Here is a 15,135-nt window from a genome sequence, read left to right on the forward strand (position 1 = left end):
CAGAAAGGGAAGAATAGCATGATTAAAACAAATGAAATTAAGCAAAAAGATGCATTATTAGAAGAGATTACCGATTATGTATTAAATAAAGAGGTTACTAGTGCAGAAGCATTCAGTACAGCTCGTTACGTATTACTTGATACACTTGGATGTGGAATTTTAGCACTGCAATATCCAGAATGTACGAAATTACTAGGACCAGTTGTACCAGGAACAATCGTGCCAAATGGTACACGTGTACCAGGTACGTCTTATGTACTAGATCCAGTAAAAGGCGCATTTAATATCGGATGTATGATCCGTTGGTTAGACTATAACGATACTTGGCTTGCAGCAGAGTGGGGACATCCATCTGATAACCTAGGCGGAATTTTAGCAGTTGCAGATTATATTAGCCGTGTTCGTATTTCAGAAGGAAAAGAAGCTTTAAAAGTACGTGAAGTATTAGAAATGATGATTAAAGCACATGAAATTCAAGGCGTGCTTGCTTTAGAAAACAGCTTAAACAGAGTTGGTCTTGACCATGTATTATATGTAAAAGTAGCAACAACTGCAGTAGTTGCGAAAATGCTTGGCGGAACACGTGAAGAAATCTTTAATGCATTATCACATGCGTGGGTTGATAATTCTAGTCTTCGTACATATCGTCATGCTCCAAATACGGGCTCACGTAAATCATGGGCTGCAGGTGACGCAACGAGCCGCGGTGTTCATCTTGCAATGACTGCTCTAAAAGGTGAAATGGGTTATCCAACAGCATTATCTGCGCCAGGATGGGGATTCCAAGATGTATTATTCAATAAACAAGAATTAAAATTAGCAAGACCACTAGAGTCATATGTAATGGAAAATGTATTATTTAAAGTGTCATATCCAGCAGAATTCCATGCACAAACGGCTGCAGAATGTGCAGTGAAGTTGCATCCGGAAATTAAAGAGAGATTAGATGAAATTGACCGTATTACAATTACAACTCATGAATCAGCAATTCGTATTATTGATAAAGAAGGTCCATTAAATAACCCAGCTGATCGTGATCATTGCTTACAATACATTACGGCAATTGGTTTATTAAAAGGAGATATCGTTGCAGACGATTATGAAGATGCAGTAGCAAACGATCCACGTGTAGATGAATTACGTAATAAGATGGTTGTTGTTGAAAACAAACAGTACAGTTTAGATTACCTTGACCCGAACAAGCGCTCAATCGCCAACGCTGTTCAAGTTCACTTTAAAGATGGCACAGTAACAGAAAATGTGGAATGTGAATATCCACTTGGTCACCGCTTCCGTAGAGACGAAGCAATTCCAAAAGTTGTTCAAAAATTCACTGCAAATATGGCAGGTCATTATTCTAGTAAGCAACAAGAACAAATTCATGAAGTTTGTTTAAATGAAGAAAAACTAGAAAATATGAATGTAAACGAATTTGTAGATCTATTCTTAATTTAATAATAGGGGGAATTTAGAATGGCTTGGGTTGTGAAAAAGCAGTCAACACAAGAGGAGCTTGCGAATCGATTCCGAGCTTTAGTAGAAGCAAATGAAATTTTGCAAATTCCAGGTGCTCATGATGCAATGGCAGCTCTTGTTGCAAAAAATACAGGTTTTTCAGCTCTTTATTTATCAGGAGCTGCTTATACTGCAAGTAAAGGCTTACCAGATTTAGGTATCGTGACGTCTACTGAAGTGGCTGAGAGAGCAAGAGATTTAGTAAGAGCTACAGACTTACCTGTTCTTGTTGACATTGATACAGGATTTGGTGGTGTACTAAATGTGGCGAGAACAGCTGTAGAAATGGTGGAAGCGAAAGTAGCAGCTGTCCAAATTGAAGATCAGCAATTACCAAAAAAATGTGGACATTTAAATGGTAAGAAACTTGTTACTACAGAAGAATTGGTTCAAAAAATTAAAGCGATTAAAGAAGTTGCACCGAGCTTATACATTGTAGCACGTACTGATGCTCGCGGCGTTGAAGGATTAGATGAAGCAATTGAAAGAGCAAATGCATATGTAAAAGCAGGTGCAGACGCAATTTTCCCTGAAGCGCTTCAATCAGAGGAAGAATTCCGTCTATTTAATAGTAAGGTAAATGCACCTTTGCTTGCGAATATGACTGAATTCGGAAAAACTCCATATTATAGTGCAGAGGAATTTGCGAATATGGGCTTCCAAATGGTTATTTATCCTGTAACTTCACTTCGCGTTGCAGCGAAAGCATATGAAAATGTGTTTGCTTTAATTAAAGAAACAGGTTCTCAAAAAGATGCACTTTCTAATATGCAAACGAGAAGTGAATTATACGAAACAATTTCATATCATGACTTTGAAGAGTTAGATACTGGTATTGCAAAAACAGTATTATCAGAAGATCAATAGATAAAGCAGCGAAGGCGATGAAAATACATCTTTGGCAAAATAAAATGCTTGATGTGAAAAATCATCGCCTTCTATTTTCAAAAAAGATATTCCACTCATCGTAGACGAGCATAAGCAAAAAGCTATGAAAGCCGAATGATAGGGGGATACATATGGAGAAAACGAAGTTACCATGGGATGAATTTTTTTCACTTAATAAAGATATAAATCATACTTACTTTACACCAGAAGATTTTTCAGGTGATGAAGATTTGATCGCAAAAACGACAGAACAATTCGTTAAACAAGAAATTGTTCCACAAATGGAGAATATTGAACAACATAACTATAAAGTTTCTCGTCAATTATTTGAGAAAGCTGGGGAACTTGGATTATTAGGCATTGAGGTACCAGAAGATTATGGCGGGTTCGAGTTAGGAAAGGCTGTCTCAGGTCTTGTAGCAGAGAAAATGGGTTACGCTGGTGCGTTTAGCGTTTCTTTTAATATACACGCTGGTGTCGGTACATTGCCTTACATATATTATGGAACGAAAGAGCAAAAAGAAAAATATTTACCGAAAATCGCATCGGGAGAATGGATTGGGGCTTATGCTTTAACGGAGCCAAATGCTGGTTCGGATGCATTAAGTGCAAAAACAAGCGCCGTATTGAATGAAGAGGGAACAGCTTGGAAGTTAAATGGTGAGAAGCAATGGATTACAAATGCTCATATGGCAGATGTATACGTTGTTTTTGCGAAGACAAATAAAGGAATGACAGCGTTTATTGTCGAAAGAACATGTGAAGGTGTATCTATTGGATTAGAAGAAAAGAAAATGGGGATTAAAGGTTCTTCAACAGCGACTCTTATTTTAGAAGATGTTGTCATCCCTGCTGAAAATGTTTTAGGGGAAGTTGGGAAAGGGCATCACGTAGCCCTTAATATTCTTAACTTTGCTAGACTTAAACTTGCTTTTGGAAATATTGGAACAGCAAAACAAGCAATTGGTTTGTCGGTTCAATATGGAAAAGAGCGAAAACAGTTCCAAACGGAATTAGTAGACTTTACGATGATTCAAGAGAAAATTGCAAATATGATTATTGCTACATATGGAGCCGAAAGTGCAGCTTATCGTACAGCAGGTGTAATCGATGAAGCAATTCATGAGAGCGATGAAGATCTTATGAAGAAAATGTCCCAATTTGCAATTGAATGTGCACTGAATAAAGTAAATGCTTCTGAAACACTTGCTTATATCGTAGATGAAGCTGTACAAATTCATGGTGGTTACGGTTATATGCAAGAGTATGAGGTAGAACGATTATATCGTGATGCAAGAATTAGTCGTATTTTTGAAGGAACGAACGAAATTAATAGATTAACAGTTGCTAAAATGTTAATGAAGCAAATCGAACAATTAGAAGACACTGAAGTAGAAAGTGATGTAGCAAATGTAGAAAGAAACCATCGTTACATTTTATTAGCGAAAAAATTGTTGAAACAATCTTTGAAAACGCTCTCTAAAACTCCAGGTCTAAAAATTGACCAAGAACAAGAATATTCACGTGTAATATCAAATATGTTGACGGACGTGTACATCATGGAATCAGCGTTTTTACGTACGAGAAAAGCAGTACGTAAAAATGGAGAGGAAAAAGAACGTACGAAGCAACTCATAACGGATGTTATTTGTGAAGAAGGATACCGTAAAGTAGAAGAAGCGGCGATTTCTGTACTTTCAGCAGCTGTCACAGAAGAACAAGATAGAAATGTGATTTTAGCTGAAATCCGTCAATTATTAGTACCTTTATACACGAACGTATTTACGAAGAAGAGAGAAATTGCGAAAGCTATTATAAATCGTGGGAAATATATTGTGTAAATAGGAGGAAAGCGATATGAAAAAGATTGGTTTTATCGGTTTAGGTAACATGGGTCTTCCAATGTCAAAAAATCTAGTTAAATCAGGTTACACAGTATATGGCGTGGACTTAAATAAAGAGGCGGAAGCGTCCTTTGAAAAAGAAGGCGGAATTATCGGTCTATCAATCTCAAAACTAGCAGAAACATGTGATGTAGTTTTTACAAGTTTACCTTCACCTCGCGCTGTTGAAGCGGTATATTTTGGAGCAGAAGGATTATTTGAAAATGGTCACTCGAATATAGTTTTCATTGATACAAGTACGGTATCGCCGCAGTTAAACAAACAATTAGAGGAAGCTGCAAAGGAAAAGAAAGTAGACTTTTTAGCAGCACCTGTGAGCGGTGGTGTAATCGGAGCCGAAAACCGAACATTAACGTTTATGGTTGGTGGATCAAAAGAAGTATATGAGAAAACGGAATCTATCATGGGCGTACTAGGCGCGAACATTTTCCACGTTAGTGAGCAGATTGATAGTGGTACAACTGTTAAGTTAATTAATAACTTATTAATTGGTTTTTATACAGCTGGTGTGAGTGAAGCTTTAACATTAGCGAAAAAGAACAATATGGATTTAGATAAAATGTTTGATATTTTAAATGTAAGTTACGGTCAAAGTAGAATTTATGAACGTAATTATAAAAGTTTTATAGCACCTGAAAACTACGAGCCAGGATTTACTGTGAACTTATTGAAGAAAGATTTAGGATTTGCAGTTGACTTAGCTAAGGAAAGCGAACTCCATTTACCGGTAAGCGAAATGTTATTAAACGTATATGACGAAGCGAGTCAAGCTGGATATGGTGAAAACGATATGGCTGCTTTATATAAGAAAGTTAGCGAGCAATTAATTTCTAATCAAAAATAAATTATACAAAGGAGAGAATACAATGATTACAACTGAAATTAAACGAGTAAAAAATCACATTAACGGTGAGTGGGTTGAATCGACAGGTACGGAAGTAGAAGCAGTTCCAAATCCAGCGACTGGAAAAATTATCGCTTACGTTCCACTATCTCCAAAAGAAGATGTTGAAAAAGCTGTTGAAGCGGCAAAAGCAGCATTCGAAACATGGTCTAAAGTACCAGTTCCAAATCGTTCAAGAAATTTATATAAATATTTACAGCTATTACAAGAAAATAAAGATGAGCTTGCAAAAATCATTACGCTAGAAAATGGTAAGACGCTAACGGATGCAACAGGTGAAGTACAGCGTGGTATTGAAGCGGTAGAACTTGCAACATCTACGCCAAATTTAATGATGGGTCAAGCACTTCCGAATATCGCTAGCGGAATTGATGGATCGATTTGGCGCTACCCAATCGGAGTTGTTGCTGGTATTACGCCGTTTAACTTCCCGATGATGATTCCGTTATGGATGTTCCCACTTGCAATTGCTTGCGGTAATACATTCGTATTAAAAACATCTGAAAGAACGCCACTTTTAGCGGAGCGACTTGTAGAATTATTCTATGAAGCAGGTTTCCCAAAAGGCGTATTAAATTTAGTACAAGGCGGAAAAGATGTTGTAAATAGCATTTTAGAAAATAAAGATATTCAGGCTGTTTCGTTCGTTGGCTCTGAGCCGGTAGCCCGTTACGTATATGAAACAGGTACGAAACACGGAAAACGTGTACAAGCGTTAGCAGGTGCGAAAAACCATGCGATTGTAATGCCAGATTGCAATCTTGAGAAAACAGTACAAGGTGTAATTGGATCTGCATTTGCAAGTAGTGGAGAGCGCTGCATGGCATGCTCAGTAGTAGCAGTAGTGGATGAAATTGCTGATGAATTCATTGATGTATTAGTAGCAGAAACGAAAAAATTAAAAGTAGGCGATGGCTTTAACGAAGAGAACTATGTTGGACCATTAATCCGTGAATCTCATAAAGAGCGCGTTTTAGGCTACATTAATAGCGGTGTAGCAGATGGGGCAACTTTATTAGTAGATGGCCGTAAAATTAATGAAGAAGTTGGAGAAGGTTACTTTGTAGGTGCGACAATCTTTGATGGCGTGAATCAAGAAATGAAAATTTGGCAAGATGAGATTTTTGCTCCAGTATTAAGCATTGTACGAGTTAAAGATTTAGAAGAAGGTATTAAACTAACAAATCAATCTAAATTTGCAAATGGTGCAGTTATTTATACGTCAAACGGTAAACATGCACAAACGTTCCGTGATAATATCGATGCTGGTATGATCGGTGTAAACGTAAATGTTCCAGCACCAATGGCATTCTTCGCATTTGCAGGAAATAAAGCGTCATTCTTTGGTGATTTAGGTACAAATGGTACAGATGGCGTTCAATTCTATACACGTAAAAAAGTTGTAACTGAGCGCTGGTTTTAATATAAAATAAACAGCCAAATTAGTTATTATATGAAAACCACCACTATTAATAGTGGTGGTTTTCATCTTGTTAATTACTTTTTTCAAAAGCAAGTTTAATACCAAAACCAATTAAGACGACTCCCGTTAACCCTTGAATATAACGCTGCGTCTTCGGTTTTTTCATAAAAGCACTAATTTTATCAATTAAAAATATATAAAAAGCGAACCAAATGGCTGTTAAAACGAGGTAAGTAAGGCCCATTACGAGTAGTTGGATAAACGTATTATGATTTGGATTTAAAAATTGCGGTAAAAACGTTAAAAAGAATACTGCAACTTTAGGGTTTAATAAATTCGTAAGAAACCCTTGTCGAAAGCAAGAGGTGTGTTCATCTTCATTATTCAAAGATATATCGTTCGTATCAATGCCTTCTTTATTTCTTACTGCTAAAAGGGCTTTAATACCAATATAAATTAAATATAGAGCCCCAACGTACTTGAAAATAGAAAATAAAAGAGCTGACTTTACAATAAGTGCAGAAAGACCAATTACAGCAGCTAAAGTATGAATTAATAGTGCAATACATGTACCAAACACTGTTTTCACTCCACCGACTTTACCAGCAACCAATGTATTTTTCGTAGCCATTGCTGTATCTGGACCAGGTAAAATGATAAGGCAAATAGACATAATGATGAAAAGAAGATAATTTTCTATCATAGCCGCCCCTCCTTTTTATTTTTAGAATATTTGATTAAAATCAGTGTAGCACAAAAATGGATTTAATAAAATTAAATTTTGTTAAAAATAATTAAATAAAAAAGGCTATATAGTAGCTGTAATTACACTACTATATAGCTTCGATTTTATCCCGCTATTTGCGGGTAGTAAGATTTTCACCGCACAAGATTTAGCTGAAGCAAAGAAGTTAGGTAGGGGATGAACAAAACATCCCCTCATGACAATTTCATTTTATGCATTAAGTAAGTTAAAGAAACGATTCACATCTTCTTCTGAAACGTCACTTAACTGTCTATATTTATAATTCGGATTTTGATCTTTATCAACGACAACGGAGCGTACTCCCTCGAAGAAATCTTCATGTCTCATGAAATTTTTAGCAAGTATAAGGTCCGTAGCGAAACATTCTTCAACGGATTTATCTTTTCCATCAATAAACTGTTTTAATGTTACTTTTAGTGAAATAGGGGATTTTGATAACAGTGTTTCTTTCGTTTTTAGAGCAAAGGAACTTTCATCTTTCTCCAATGAATGGATGATTTCTTCAATTGTATCGAAAGCAAAATGTGAATTGATTACTTCTAATGAAGGAGCGAGCTCGCTTTCTAAGTTTGGAGCAGTTGCAAATGTACGAATAACTTCTTTTAAATTAGTATGTACATCATCTTCTTTATGCCAATTTACACTTTCAAGTTCAGTAAGAAACTCTGGTAATGAATCAGATGTCATAAAGTAATCAGCAGCATTAATAAATAATACGTCAGAAGCTTTTAAAATAGATGCTGTTAAAGCAACGAATCGTCCTGTATATCCAGGCGCTTTATTTAAGAAATATGCAGCTCCGACGTCTGGGAAGAAGCCAATATTCATCTCTGGCATTGCCCATTTCGTACGCTCAGTTACAATGCGATACTTCGCACCATTTGTAAGACCGACACCACCGCCCATTACAATTCCATCTAAACAAGCAATAATCGGTTTTGTATATTGATAAATATATGTATCAATTTCATACTCTTCTTCAAAAAAACGTTCTGCATGTTGCAATGCCACTTCATTGGAACGCGCTTCATAAAGAGTTTTAATGTCGCCTCCTGCACAAAAACCTTTTGTGCCAGCTCCTTTTAACACGATAAGTGCAATACGCTCATCGTGTTCCCACTCTTTAAGTTTTTGTCCGATAGGTTGTAACATGTCATAAGATAAAGAATTAAGTGCTTTTGGACGGTTTAAAGTAATTGTCGCAACGCCGTTTTCACTAACAGAAAATAAAACTTGTTCAGTCATAATGCATCCTCCCTTACATATCTTCTTATTCTTAATTCTTGATATGTACTGAAATGTCCTTTATAAATTTTGTCAAAAGTTGACGGTAAATATTAATTTGGTCACTGCATATTTTGACGAGTTATCTTTGCAGGATTTCAGAGACTGAGGGGGAATATTACAACATTACTGTAAGTGTAATTATTTGAAGTTATAATGATAAAAGCGCTATTATATAGGTGTGAATTGTTCATTATCAATTCTAAAAGAGTGTTTGAAGAAAAAATAAATCGTACAATTGTAATAAAAAATTTTACACTGAATTAGAAATAGAGAAAGGAGAAATCGGAATGCCAGGACCTTTACTATTGTCGGTTATTATTTTGTCTTTTTTAATGATAGGAATAACGCAGTATTTTCATCATACAGATACGACAGAAGAAGTGAAGGATAAAGTACGTCTCGTATTTCCGATTTTTATAATATCTATTTCATTCTGTATTTTATTAAATAAAGATGGCTACATTGTCGCAGTGTTCTCATTTTTCGTCGCAATCGTCTTAATTACCGTTTTATATTATGTAATGAAAGACTTTATACAAAAATAAAGATGTCATAATAGGCATTTTTATTTTGGGGAAAATATAAAATTTCACATACCGTATTTTATATAAAATACATAAAGCATATAACAATAGAAAAGTGTGTACTTTGCTGTGTATGTACTTGTCAATCTTGCATAGCCACTATACTATTAAAATGTAGAGATTATAAAAAGGGGTTGTATCTATCATGAAATTTGAGATGCACACAAAAATTATTTCAAATGAAAAAGAAGTAAGATTACATATTGAAGAAAATATATTTCAATTAATATTGGATGGTTATCACTTATTTACAGTTCAAGAAATATTGCCTTTATATAAATCAAATGAAGAAAGAATTGGAAGTGCAACGATATTGAAGCTAGAGTGGGAGAACGGAAAAACTACAATAAACTATCAACTCGTTTCACTAAAATCAGTAAATTAAAAGGAGTAGAAAAATATGAAGTTATTTCATACAGCGGATTGGCATTTAGGGAAGCTTGTTCATGGCGTGTATATGACTGAAGACCAAAAGATTGTATTAGATCAGTTTGTACAGGCTGTTGAAGAAGAAAAACCAGATGCTGTAATTATTGCAGGGGATTTATATGACCGAGCAATTCCACCTACAGAAGCAGTAGACTTATTAAATGATGTGCTGCAAAAAATAGTTATTGATTTGCAAACACCAGTTATTGCAGTAGCTGGTAATCATGATAGTCCGGATCGTATCCATTTTGGAAGTAGTTTAATGAAAAAACAGGGATTACATATTGCAGGTCAATTTCAATTCCCGTATGAACCTGTCGTACTAAATGATGAATATGGAGAGGTTCACTTCCATCTAATACCGTATGCAGACCCAAGCATAGTAAGGCACGTGTTGAAAAATGAAGACGTACGTTCTCATGATGATGCGATGCGCATTTTTATGAATGAGCTCTCTGAAACGATGGATAAAGAAGCTAGACATGTATTTGTTGGACATGCATTTGTAACTTCTTCAGGAGAAGCGGAGGAGAATACAAGTGATGCAGAAAGACCACTTTCAATTGGTGGTGCTGAATATGTAAATAGTCATTATTTTGATAAGTTTCATTACACAGCGCTTGGACATTTACATCAAGCGCATTTCGTACGTAATGAGACGATTCGATATTCAGGTTCACCACTTGCCTATTCAATTTCTGAAGAGAAACATAAAAAAGGTTATTACATTGTAGAACTGAATGAAACTGGTGAAGTAGCAATTGAAAAAAGGTTACTTTCACCACGTCGTAAAATGCGAACAGTAGAAGCGAAAATAGATGAATTATTACAGCACCCAGTAAGTGAAGATTACGTATTTGTAAAATTATTAGACGAAAACCCTGTCTTACAGCCAATGGAGAAAATACGATCTGTATATCCAAATGCAATGCACGTTGAAAGAGCGATGCAAAGACGAGAACTCACAGATACAAATGAAGTAACTGTTTCAAGACATAAAACGGATGATTTATCTCTTTTAAAGGCTTTCTATAAAGAAATGAAGGGGTTAGATTTATCAGAAGAGAAAGAACGCCTATTTATAGATGTATTACAAACAGTGCAAGAACGGGAAGGTGAACGAGGATGAGACCGATTCAGCTTATTATGACAGCATTCGGGCCATATAAACAGAAAGAAATAATCGATTTTGAAGATCTTGGAGAACATCGTATTTTCGCTATTTCTGGGAATACAGGAGCTGGAAAAACAACGATTTTTGATGCGATTTGTTATGTGTTATATGGTGAGGCTAGTGGAGAAGAACGTAGTGATACGAGCATGCTTCGAAGTCAATTTGCTGATGATAATGTTTATACAAGTGTTGAATTAACCTTTCAGTTAAAAGGGAAACGCTATGAAATAAAACGACAACTTGGACATAAAAAACAAGGGAATAAGACTATTACAGGACATGCAGTAGAATTATATGAAGTTATTGATGGAGAAAACGTTCCAGCCGTCGATCGTTTTCATGTAACAGACGTAAACAAAAAAGTGGAAGATTTAATTGGGTTAAGTAAACATCAATTTAGCCAAATTGTTATGTTACCCCAAGGGGAATTCCGAAAACTATTAACATCTGAGACGGAAAACAAAGAAGAGATTTTACGTCGTATTTTTAAAACGGATCGTTATAAATTAATGCGTGAGTTACTTGATCAAAAGAGAAAACAATGGAAAGACGTCTTACAAGAAAAACAAAAAGAGAGAGAGCTCTATTTCCGTAATGTTTTTAAATTACCAATCCGTGATGGAGCATTATTAGAGACATTAGTGGCACAAGAACATGTAAATACGCATCAAGTAGTAGAAGCGTTAGAACAAGAAACAACCGTGTATAAGGCAGAGGTTGAGCAATTACAAGTAGAACAAGATGTTCAAACGAAGCAATTAAAGGATGCAGAAACACGTTTTCATGCAGCAAAATCTGTAAATGAGAAATTTATAGATTTACAACAAAAGAATGAGAAATATAACACTTTACAAGAGAACCGTGCAGCAATTGAAAGGAAAGAAAAATTCTTTAAACGTGCGGAACAAGCAAAGCACTTATTACCATTTGAACAATGGTATGAAGAAGCGATGGAAAATGAGCAGAGAGCTGAAAGTTTGTTAAAACAGATAATCGTCAAACAAGAACAGATAATGAATAGCTTTGAACTTGCTCAGGAGAAGTATGAAGTAGTAAAGAATAAAGAAGCTGAACGAGAAGAGGCTAAAAAACTTGTTCAAAGATTAAAAGAGTTACAAGCGATTATTGAATCATTAGCTGAGAGAAAGCTGAATTTACAAAATGCCGAAATTCAAATAGGGAAATTAAAAGAAAGTATGCAAAAGTTAGATCAACAACTAGAAGAGCATACAAACCAAAAACAGAGAATGTCTGATGAATTGCAGCAATTAGAACAAGCACTTGAGCAATATGTAGCTAAAGTGGAAGAACTAACGAATATGCGAGAAGATGCAAAAGTTTTAAAACAAGCATATGATGTTTGGCAAGAAAAACAAAAATTCGAGCAAGAAAAAGAAGTGGCAAATAATAAAATGCAAGTGGCAGTTCGTGCATATGAAAACATGGAGCGCCGCTGGTTAAGTGAACAAGCTGGTATATTAGCTCTTCATTTACATGACGGTGAATCTTGTCCGGTATGTGGTAGTACGAGTCATCCACAAAAAGCTACAGAGCAAAGTAATGCGATCGATGAAAAAGAGTTAAACGATTTAAGAGATAAGAAGAACATTGCTGAAAAATTCCATGTGCAAGTAGAGGAGAAATGGAATTTCTATCGACTACAATATGAACAAGTGATAGAAGAAGTTGTGAAGCGCGGCTACAATTCGGAAAAATTAGCTGAAACATATAGTGCACTTGTTCAAAAAGGAAAACAATTAGCTGCAGATGTTAATACGTTAAAAGCAAGTGAAGAAACACGTAAGCAGATTGCTGCGAACATGAAAAGCGTAGAAGAAAAAATAGAAGAACTTCAGAAACAAAAACGAGAATTGGAAACAATGCAGCACCGTACAGAAATGGAGTGTATGCAACTTCGTACGTCATATGAACATGATAAACGAAATATTCCAGAAAACTTACAAACAGTACAAGCTTGGAAAGCACAGTTTGACCAAGCTATGCAGGAACTTAGGTTAATGGAGGACGAATGGAAGAAAGTGCAGGAAGCGTATCAGCATTGGCAAAATGAAAATATACGTATTCAAGCAGAACAAAAAGGTGCTTCTAATCAATTTGAAAGTGCAAAATTAAAGAAAGAAGAGACTTTCGCACGCTTTATGAAAGAGCTAGAACAAAGCGGGTTTACAGATGAATTCACGTATAAAAAAGCCAAATTAAGCGATCCCGAGATGGAGATGTTACAAAAAGAAATTCAAGGTTATTATTCATCGCTTGAAGTGCTTGCAAAACAAATTGAAGAGTTAAACTCAGAATTAAAAGATAAAGAGTATATGGATATTACATCTTTAGGTGAACACATAAAAGAACTAGAAATTAATCTCGATATCATTAAAGAAAAACGTCAACGTGCGCAAAATGCGGTAACATATATTTCTGATTTACATGAAAACATTAGACGTATTGACGAACAAATTCACGAGGAAGAAAAAGCCTTCCAAGAACTTGTTGATTTATATGAAGTAATGAAAGGTGATAACGAAAGTCGTATATCATTTGAACGTTACATCTTAATTGAGTATTTAGAACAAATTGTTCAAATCGCAAACGAACGACTACGTAAATTATCAAATGGACAATTTTATTTAAAACGAAGTGAGCGAGTTGAAAAAAGAAACCGTCAAAGTGGATTAGGTTTAGATGTGTACGATGCATACACTGGCCAAACACGCGATGTAAAAACACTATCCGGTGGAGAGAAATTTAACGCATCACTTTGCCTAGCGCTAGGAATGGCAGATGTCATTCAAGCATATGAAGGCGGTATTTCCATCGAAACGATGTTCATCGATGAAGGGTTCGGTTCATTAGATGAAGAATCGTTAACGAAAGCGGTAGATGCCTTAATTGACTTACAAAAATCAGGCCGATTTATCGGTGTCATCTCACACGTTCAAGAGCTGAAAAACGCAATGCCAGCTGTATTAGAAGTAACGAAGCAGAAGGATGGGTGTAGTCAGACTAGGTTTGTGGTGAAGTAAGCTTAGAAAATGGAGTAGGGAATCTACCGATACTTTTAGTGTCATATGTATGAATAATAAAACGTCGTCTCTTCATATTGGAGGCGACGTTTTATTTTATAAAATATCTATGAATTATCTGTAGAAGGCGGCGTATTCTCCAAACGATTATAAGTTTTAAAGGCTGAAATTGCTGAGATAACCCCGCCTACTAAAAATAAAGCGGATCCTCCAACTAAGATGATACGACTGACATATGTTTCCCGTGCTTCTTCGACTTCTTCTTGTAACGCTGTAGGCATATGAATCCCCCTTTATAAAAGTTGTTTTATAAATAGTATATACAAACGCCTAAAATGTGTTAAAATAACTGATGATTTTATGCAGTGGGTAATTAGATGAGTAGGATGCGAGTGGCTAAGTAAATCTTCATCATAAATTTATGTGAACTTCACATAGAGCACATATTAACATTGTATTATGTATATGTACCAAATAAATAAATAAAGTGAATGTAAGTTCTGTTTTCAAAAATTTAAAATCCTTTTATTTCTATATAAAAGTTTTAATCAAGGGTTTTAAAAAATTTGGAAATAGATCTTATGAATATGGAATTCATATAAAAGGGGAATGTCTTATGACAACATATACGAGTGAAATGAGAAAAACTTTAGTTTCAGAAGAAGATGTAGATATTTTAAAAATTATGGCGCATCCAATCCGACTGCAAATTGTAAATGAATTAAGTACGAGAAAAACTTGTAATGTAACACAATTAACAGAGTTACTGAATATTCCGCAATCTACTGTTTCACAACATTTATCAAAAATGAAGGGTAAAGTGTTACGAGCAGAGAGAAGAGGTTTAGAAATTTATTATCATATTAACAATTTAAAAGCGAGTAAGATTGTTAATGTTTTAGGGTATATAAACTAGTGAAATATTTTTATATAAAATAGCCCCTGCTGTTGAGCAGGGGCTATTTTGTGTTGTTTTATGTATTTGTATTTAAAACTTTATAGTTTTTATGATTTACAATTGTTCGATCAAATTCAAAAGTACCACCGCTTACATTTGTAATTTCAACTAAGACCGATTCAGTATAAAGTTTTAATACAGATCCTGTAATCTTTAAATTATTTCGTTGAAAAAGTATAGTATCCCCTACGTTTGCTTTCATAGTACCTCCTCATTAAAGACAGAAATATTTTTTTATTATATATATTAAACCACGGATAGA

At 35.1% G+C, this 15,135-nt stretch carries 14 protein-coding genes; 10 read left to right on the forward strand and 4 right to left on the reverse strand.

Annotated features, from left to right (window positions below; translation table 11 throughout):
* Positions 1 to 18 precede the first annotated feature (18 nt).
* The 5 genes from prpD (at position 19) to N2V80_RS11225 (ending at position 6,634) form a co-directional block, all read left to right on the forward strand.
* The gene (gene prpD, locus N2V80_RS11205) at positions 19 to 1,455 is read left to right on the forward strand and encodes a 2-methylcitrate dehydratase (protein WP_061655389.1); all 1,437 of its coding nucleotides are present in this window, start codon (positions 19 to 21) and stop codon (positions 1,453 to 1,455) included.
* Between the two features lie 18 nt (positions 1,456 to 1,473).
* Positions 1,474 to 2,382, forward strand: a complete 909-nt coding sequence (gene prpB, locus N2V80_RS11210; RefSeq protein ID WP_000312639.1) for a methylisocitrate lyase — start codon at positions 1,474 to 1,476, stop codon at positions 2,380 to 2,382.
* 152 nt (positions 2,383 to 2,534) lie between these two features.
* On the forward strand, positions 2,535 to 4,244 hold the full coding sequence (locus tag N2V80_RS11215) for an acyl-CoA dehydrogenase family protein (protein WP_000415991.1): 1,710 nt from the start codon (positions 2,535 to 2,537) through the stop codon (positions 4,242 to 4,244).
* A 16-nt stretch (positions 4,245 to 4,260) separates the two neighbouring features.
* Positions 4,261 to 5,151 carry an NAD(P)-dependent oxidoreductase gene (locus N2V80_RS11220; RefSeq protein WP_000719408.1) on the forward strand — a complete coding sequence of 297 codons (891 nt, stop codon included), beginning with the start codon at positions 4,261 to 4,263 and terminating at the stop codon, positions 5,149 to 5,151.
* Positions 5,152 to 5,173: 22 nt separating this feature from the next.
* Entirely contained in the window at positions 5,174 to 6,634 is a 1,461-nt protein-coding gene (locus N2V80_RS11225; RefSeq protein ID WP_000633347.1) for a CoA-acylating methylmalonate-semialdehyde dehydrogenase, read from the forward strand.
* Between the two features lie 70 nt (positions 6,635 to 6,704).
* Here the strand turns inward: N2V80_RS11225 and N2V80_RS11230 are convergent, their stop codons facing one another.
* A complete protein-coding gene (locus N2V80_RS11230) occupies positions 6,705 to 7,337 on the reverse strand; it encodes a LysE family translocator (protein WP_000572358.1) in 633 nt (210 codons plus the stop codon).
* Positions 7,338 to 7,589: 252 nt separating this feature from the next.
* Positions 7,590 to 8,645: an enoyl-CoA hydratase/isomerase family protein gene (locus tag N2V80_RS11235; RefSeq protein WP_061655390.1), complete on the reverse strand. Its 1,056-nt coding sequence runs from the start codon at positions 8,643 to 8,645 to the stop codon at positions 7,590 to 7,592.
* Positions 8,646 to 8,974: 329 nt separating this feature from the next.
* Here N2V80_RS11235 and N2V80_RS11240 point away from each other — a divergent pair, with 329 nt between their 5' ends.
* From N2V80_RS11240 to N2V80_RS11255, 4 genes are all read left to right on the forward strand, one after another.
* Positions 8,975 to 9,232: a hypothetical protein gene (locus N2V80_RS11240; protein ID WP_001119404.1), complete on the forward strand. Its 258-nt coding sequence runs from the start codon at positions 8,975 to 8,977 to the stop codon at positions 9,230 to 9,232.
* A 184-nt stretch (positions 9,233 to 9,416) separates the two neighbouring features.
* The gene (locus N2V80_RS11245) at positions 9,417 to 9,656 is read left to right on the forward strand and encodes a DUF2584 family protein (RefSeq protein ID WP_000667346.1); all 240 of its coding nucleotides are present in this window, start codon (positions 9,417 to 9,419) and stop codon (positions 9,654 to 9,656) included.
* 15 nt (positions 9,657 to 9,671) lie between these two features.
* Positions 9,672 to 10,829: an exonuclease SbcCD subunit D gene (locus N2V80_RS11250; RefSeq protein ID WP_000765150.1), complete on the forward strand. Its 1,158-nt coding sequence runs from the start codon at positions 9,672 to 9,674 to the stop codon at positions 10,827 to 10,829.
* Positions 10,826 to 13,915 carry an AAA family ATPase gene (locus N2V80_RS11255; RefSeq protein WP_061655391.1) on the forward strand — a complete coding sequence of 1,030 codons (3,090 nt, stop codon included), beginning with the start codon at positions 10,826 to 10,828 and terminating at the stop codon, positions 13,913 to 13,915. The genes N2V80_RS11250 and N2V80_RS11255 overlap by 4 nt, the downstream gene beginning before the upstream one ends.
* Positions 13,916 to 14,022: 107 nt before the next feature.
* On the opposite strand, the gene N2V80_RS11260 is transcribed toward N2V80_RS11255, so the two are convergent.
* On the reverse strand, positions 14,023 to 14,196 hold the full coding sequence (locus N2V80_RS11260; RefSeq protein WP_001141667.1) for a hypothetical protein: 174 nt from the start codon (positions 14,194 to 14,196) through the stop codon (positions 14,023 to 14,025).
* Positions 14,197 to 14,531: 335 nt separating this feature from the next.
* On the opposite strand from N2V80_RS11260, the gene N2V80_RS11265 reads away from it, so the two are divergent.
* Entirely contained in the window at positions 14,532 to 14,831 is a 300-nt protein-coding gene (locus N2V80_RS11265) for an ArsR/SmtB family transcription factor (protein ID WP_000214801.1), read from the forward strand.
* A gap of 58 nt (positions 14,832 to 14,889) precedes the next feature.
* Here N2V80_RS11265 and N2V80_RS11270 read toward each other — a convergent pair whose 3' ends face one another.
* Positions 14,890 to 15,075 carry a YkvS family protein gene (locus N2V80_RS11270; RefSeq protein WP_000646793.1) on the reverse strand — a complete coding sequence of 62 codons (186 nt, stop codon included), beginning with the start codon at positions 15,073 to 15,075 and terminating at the stop codon, positions 14,890 to 14,892.
* Between the last annotated feature and the right edge of the window lie 60 nt (positions 15,076 to 15,135).

Origin of the sequence: Bacillus sp. FSL W8-0640 (genome assembly GCF_038007725.1) — a bacterium.
GTDB classification, from domain to species: domain Bacteria; phylum Bacillota; class Bacilli; order Bacillales; family Bacillaceae_G; genus Bacillus_A; species Bacillus_A cereus.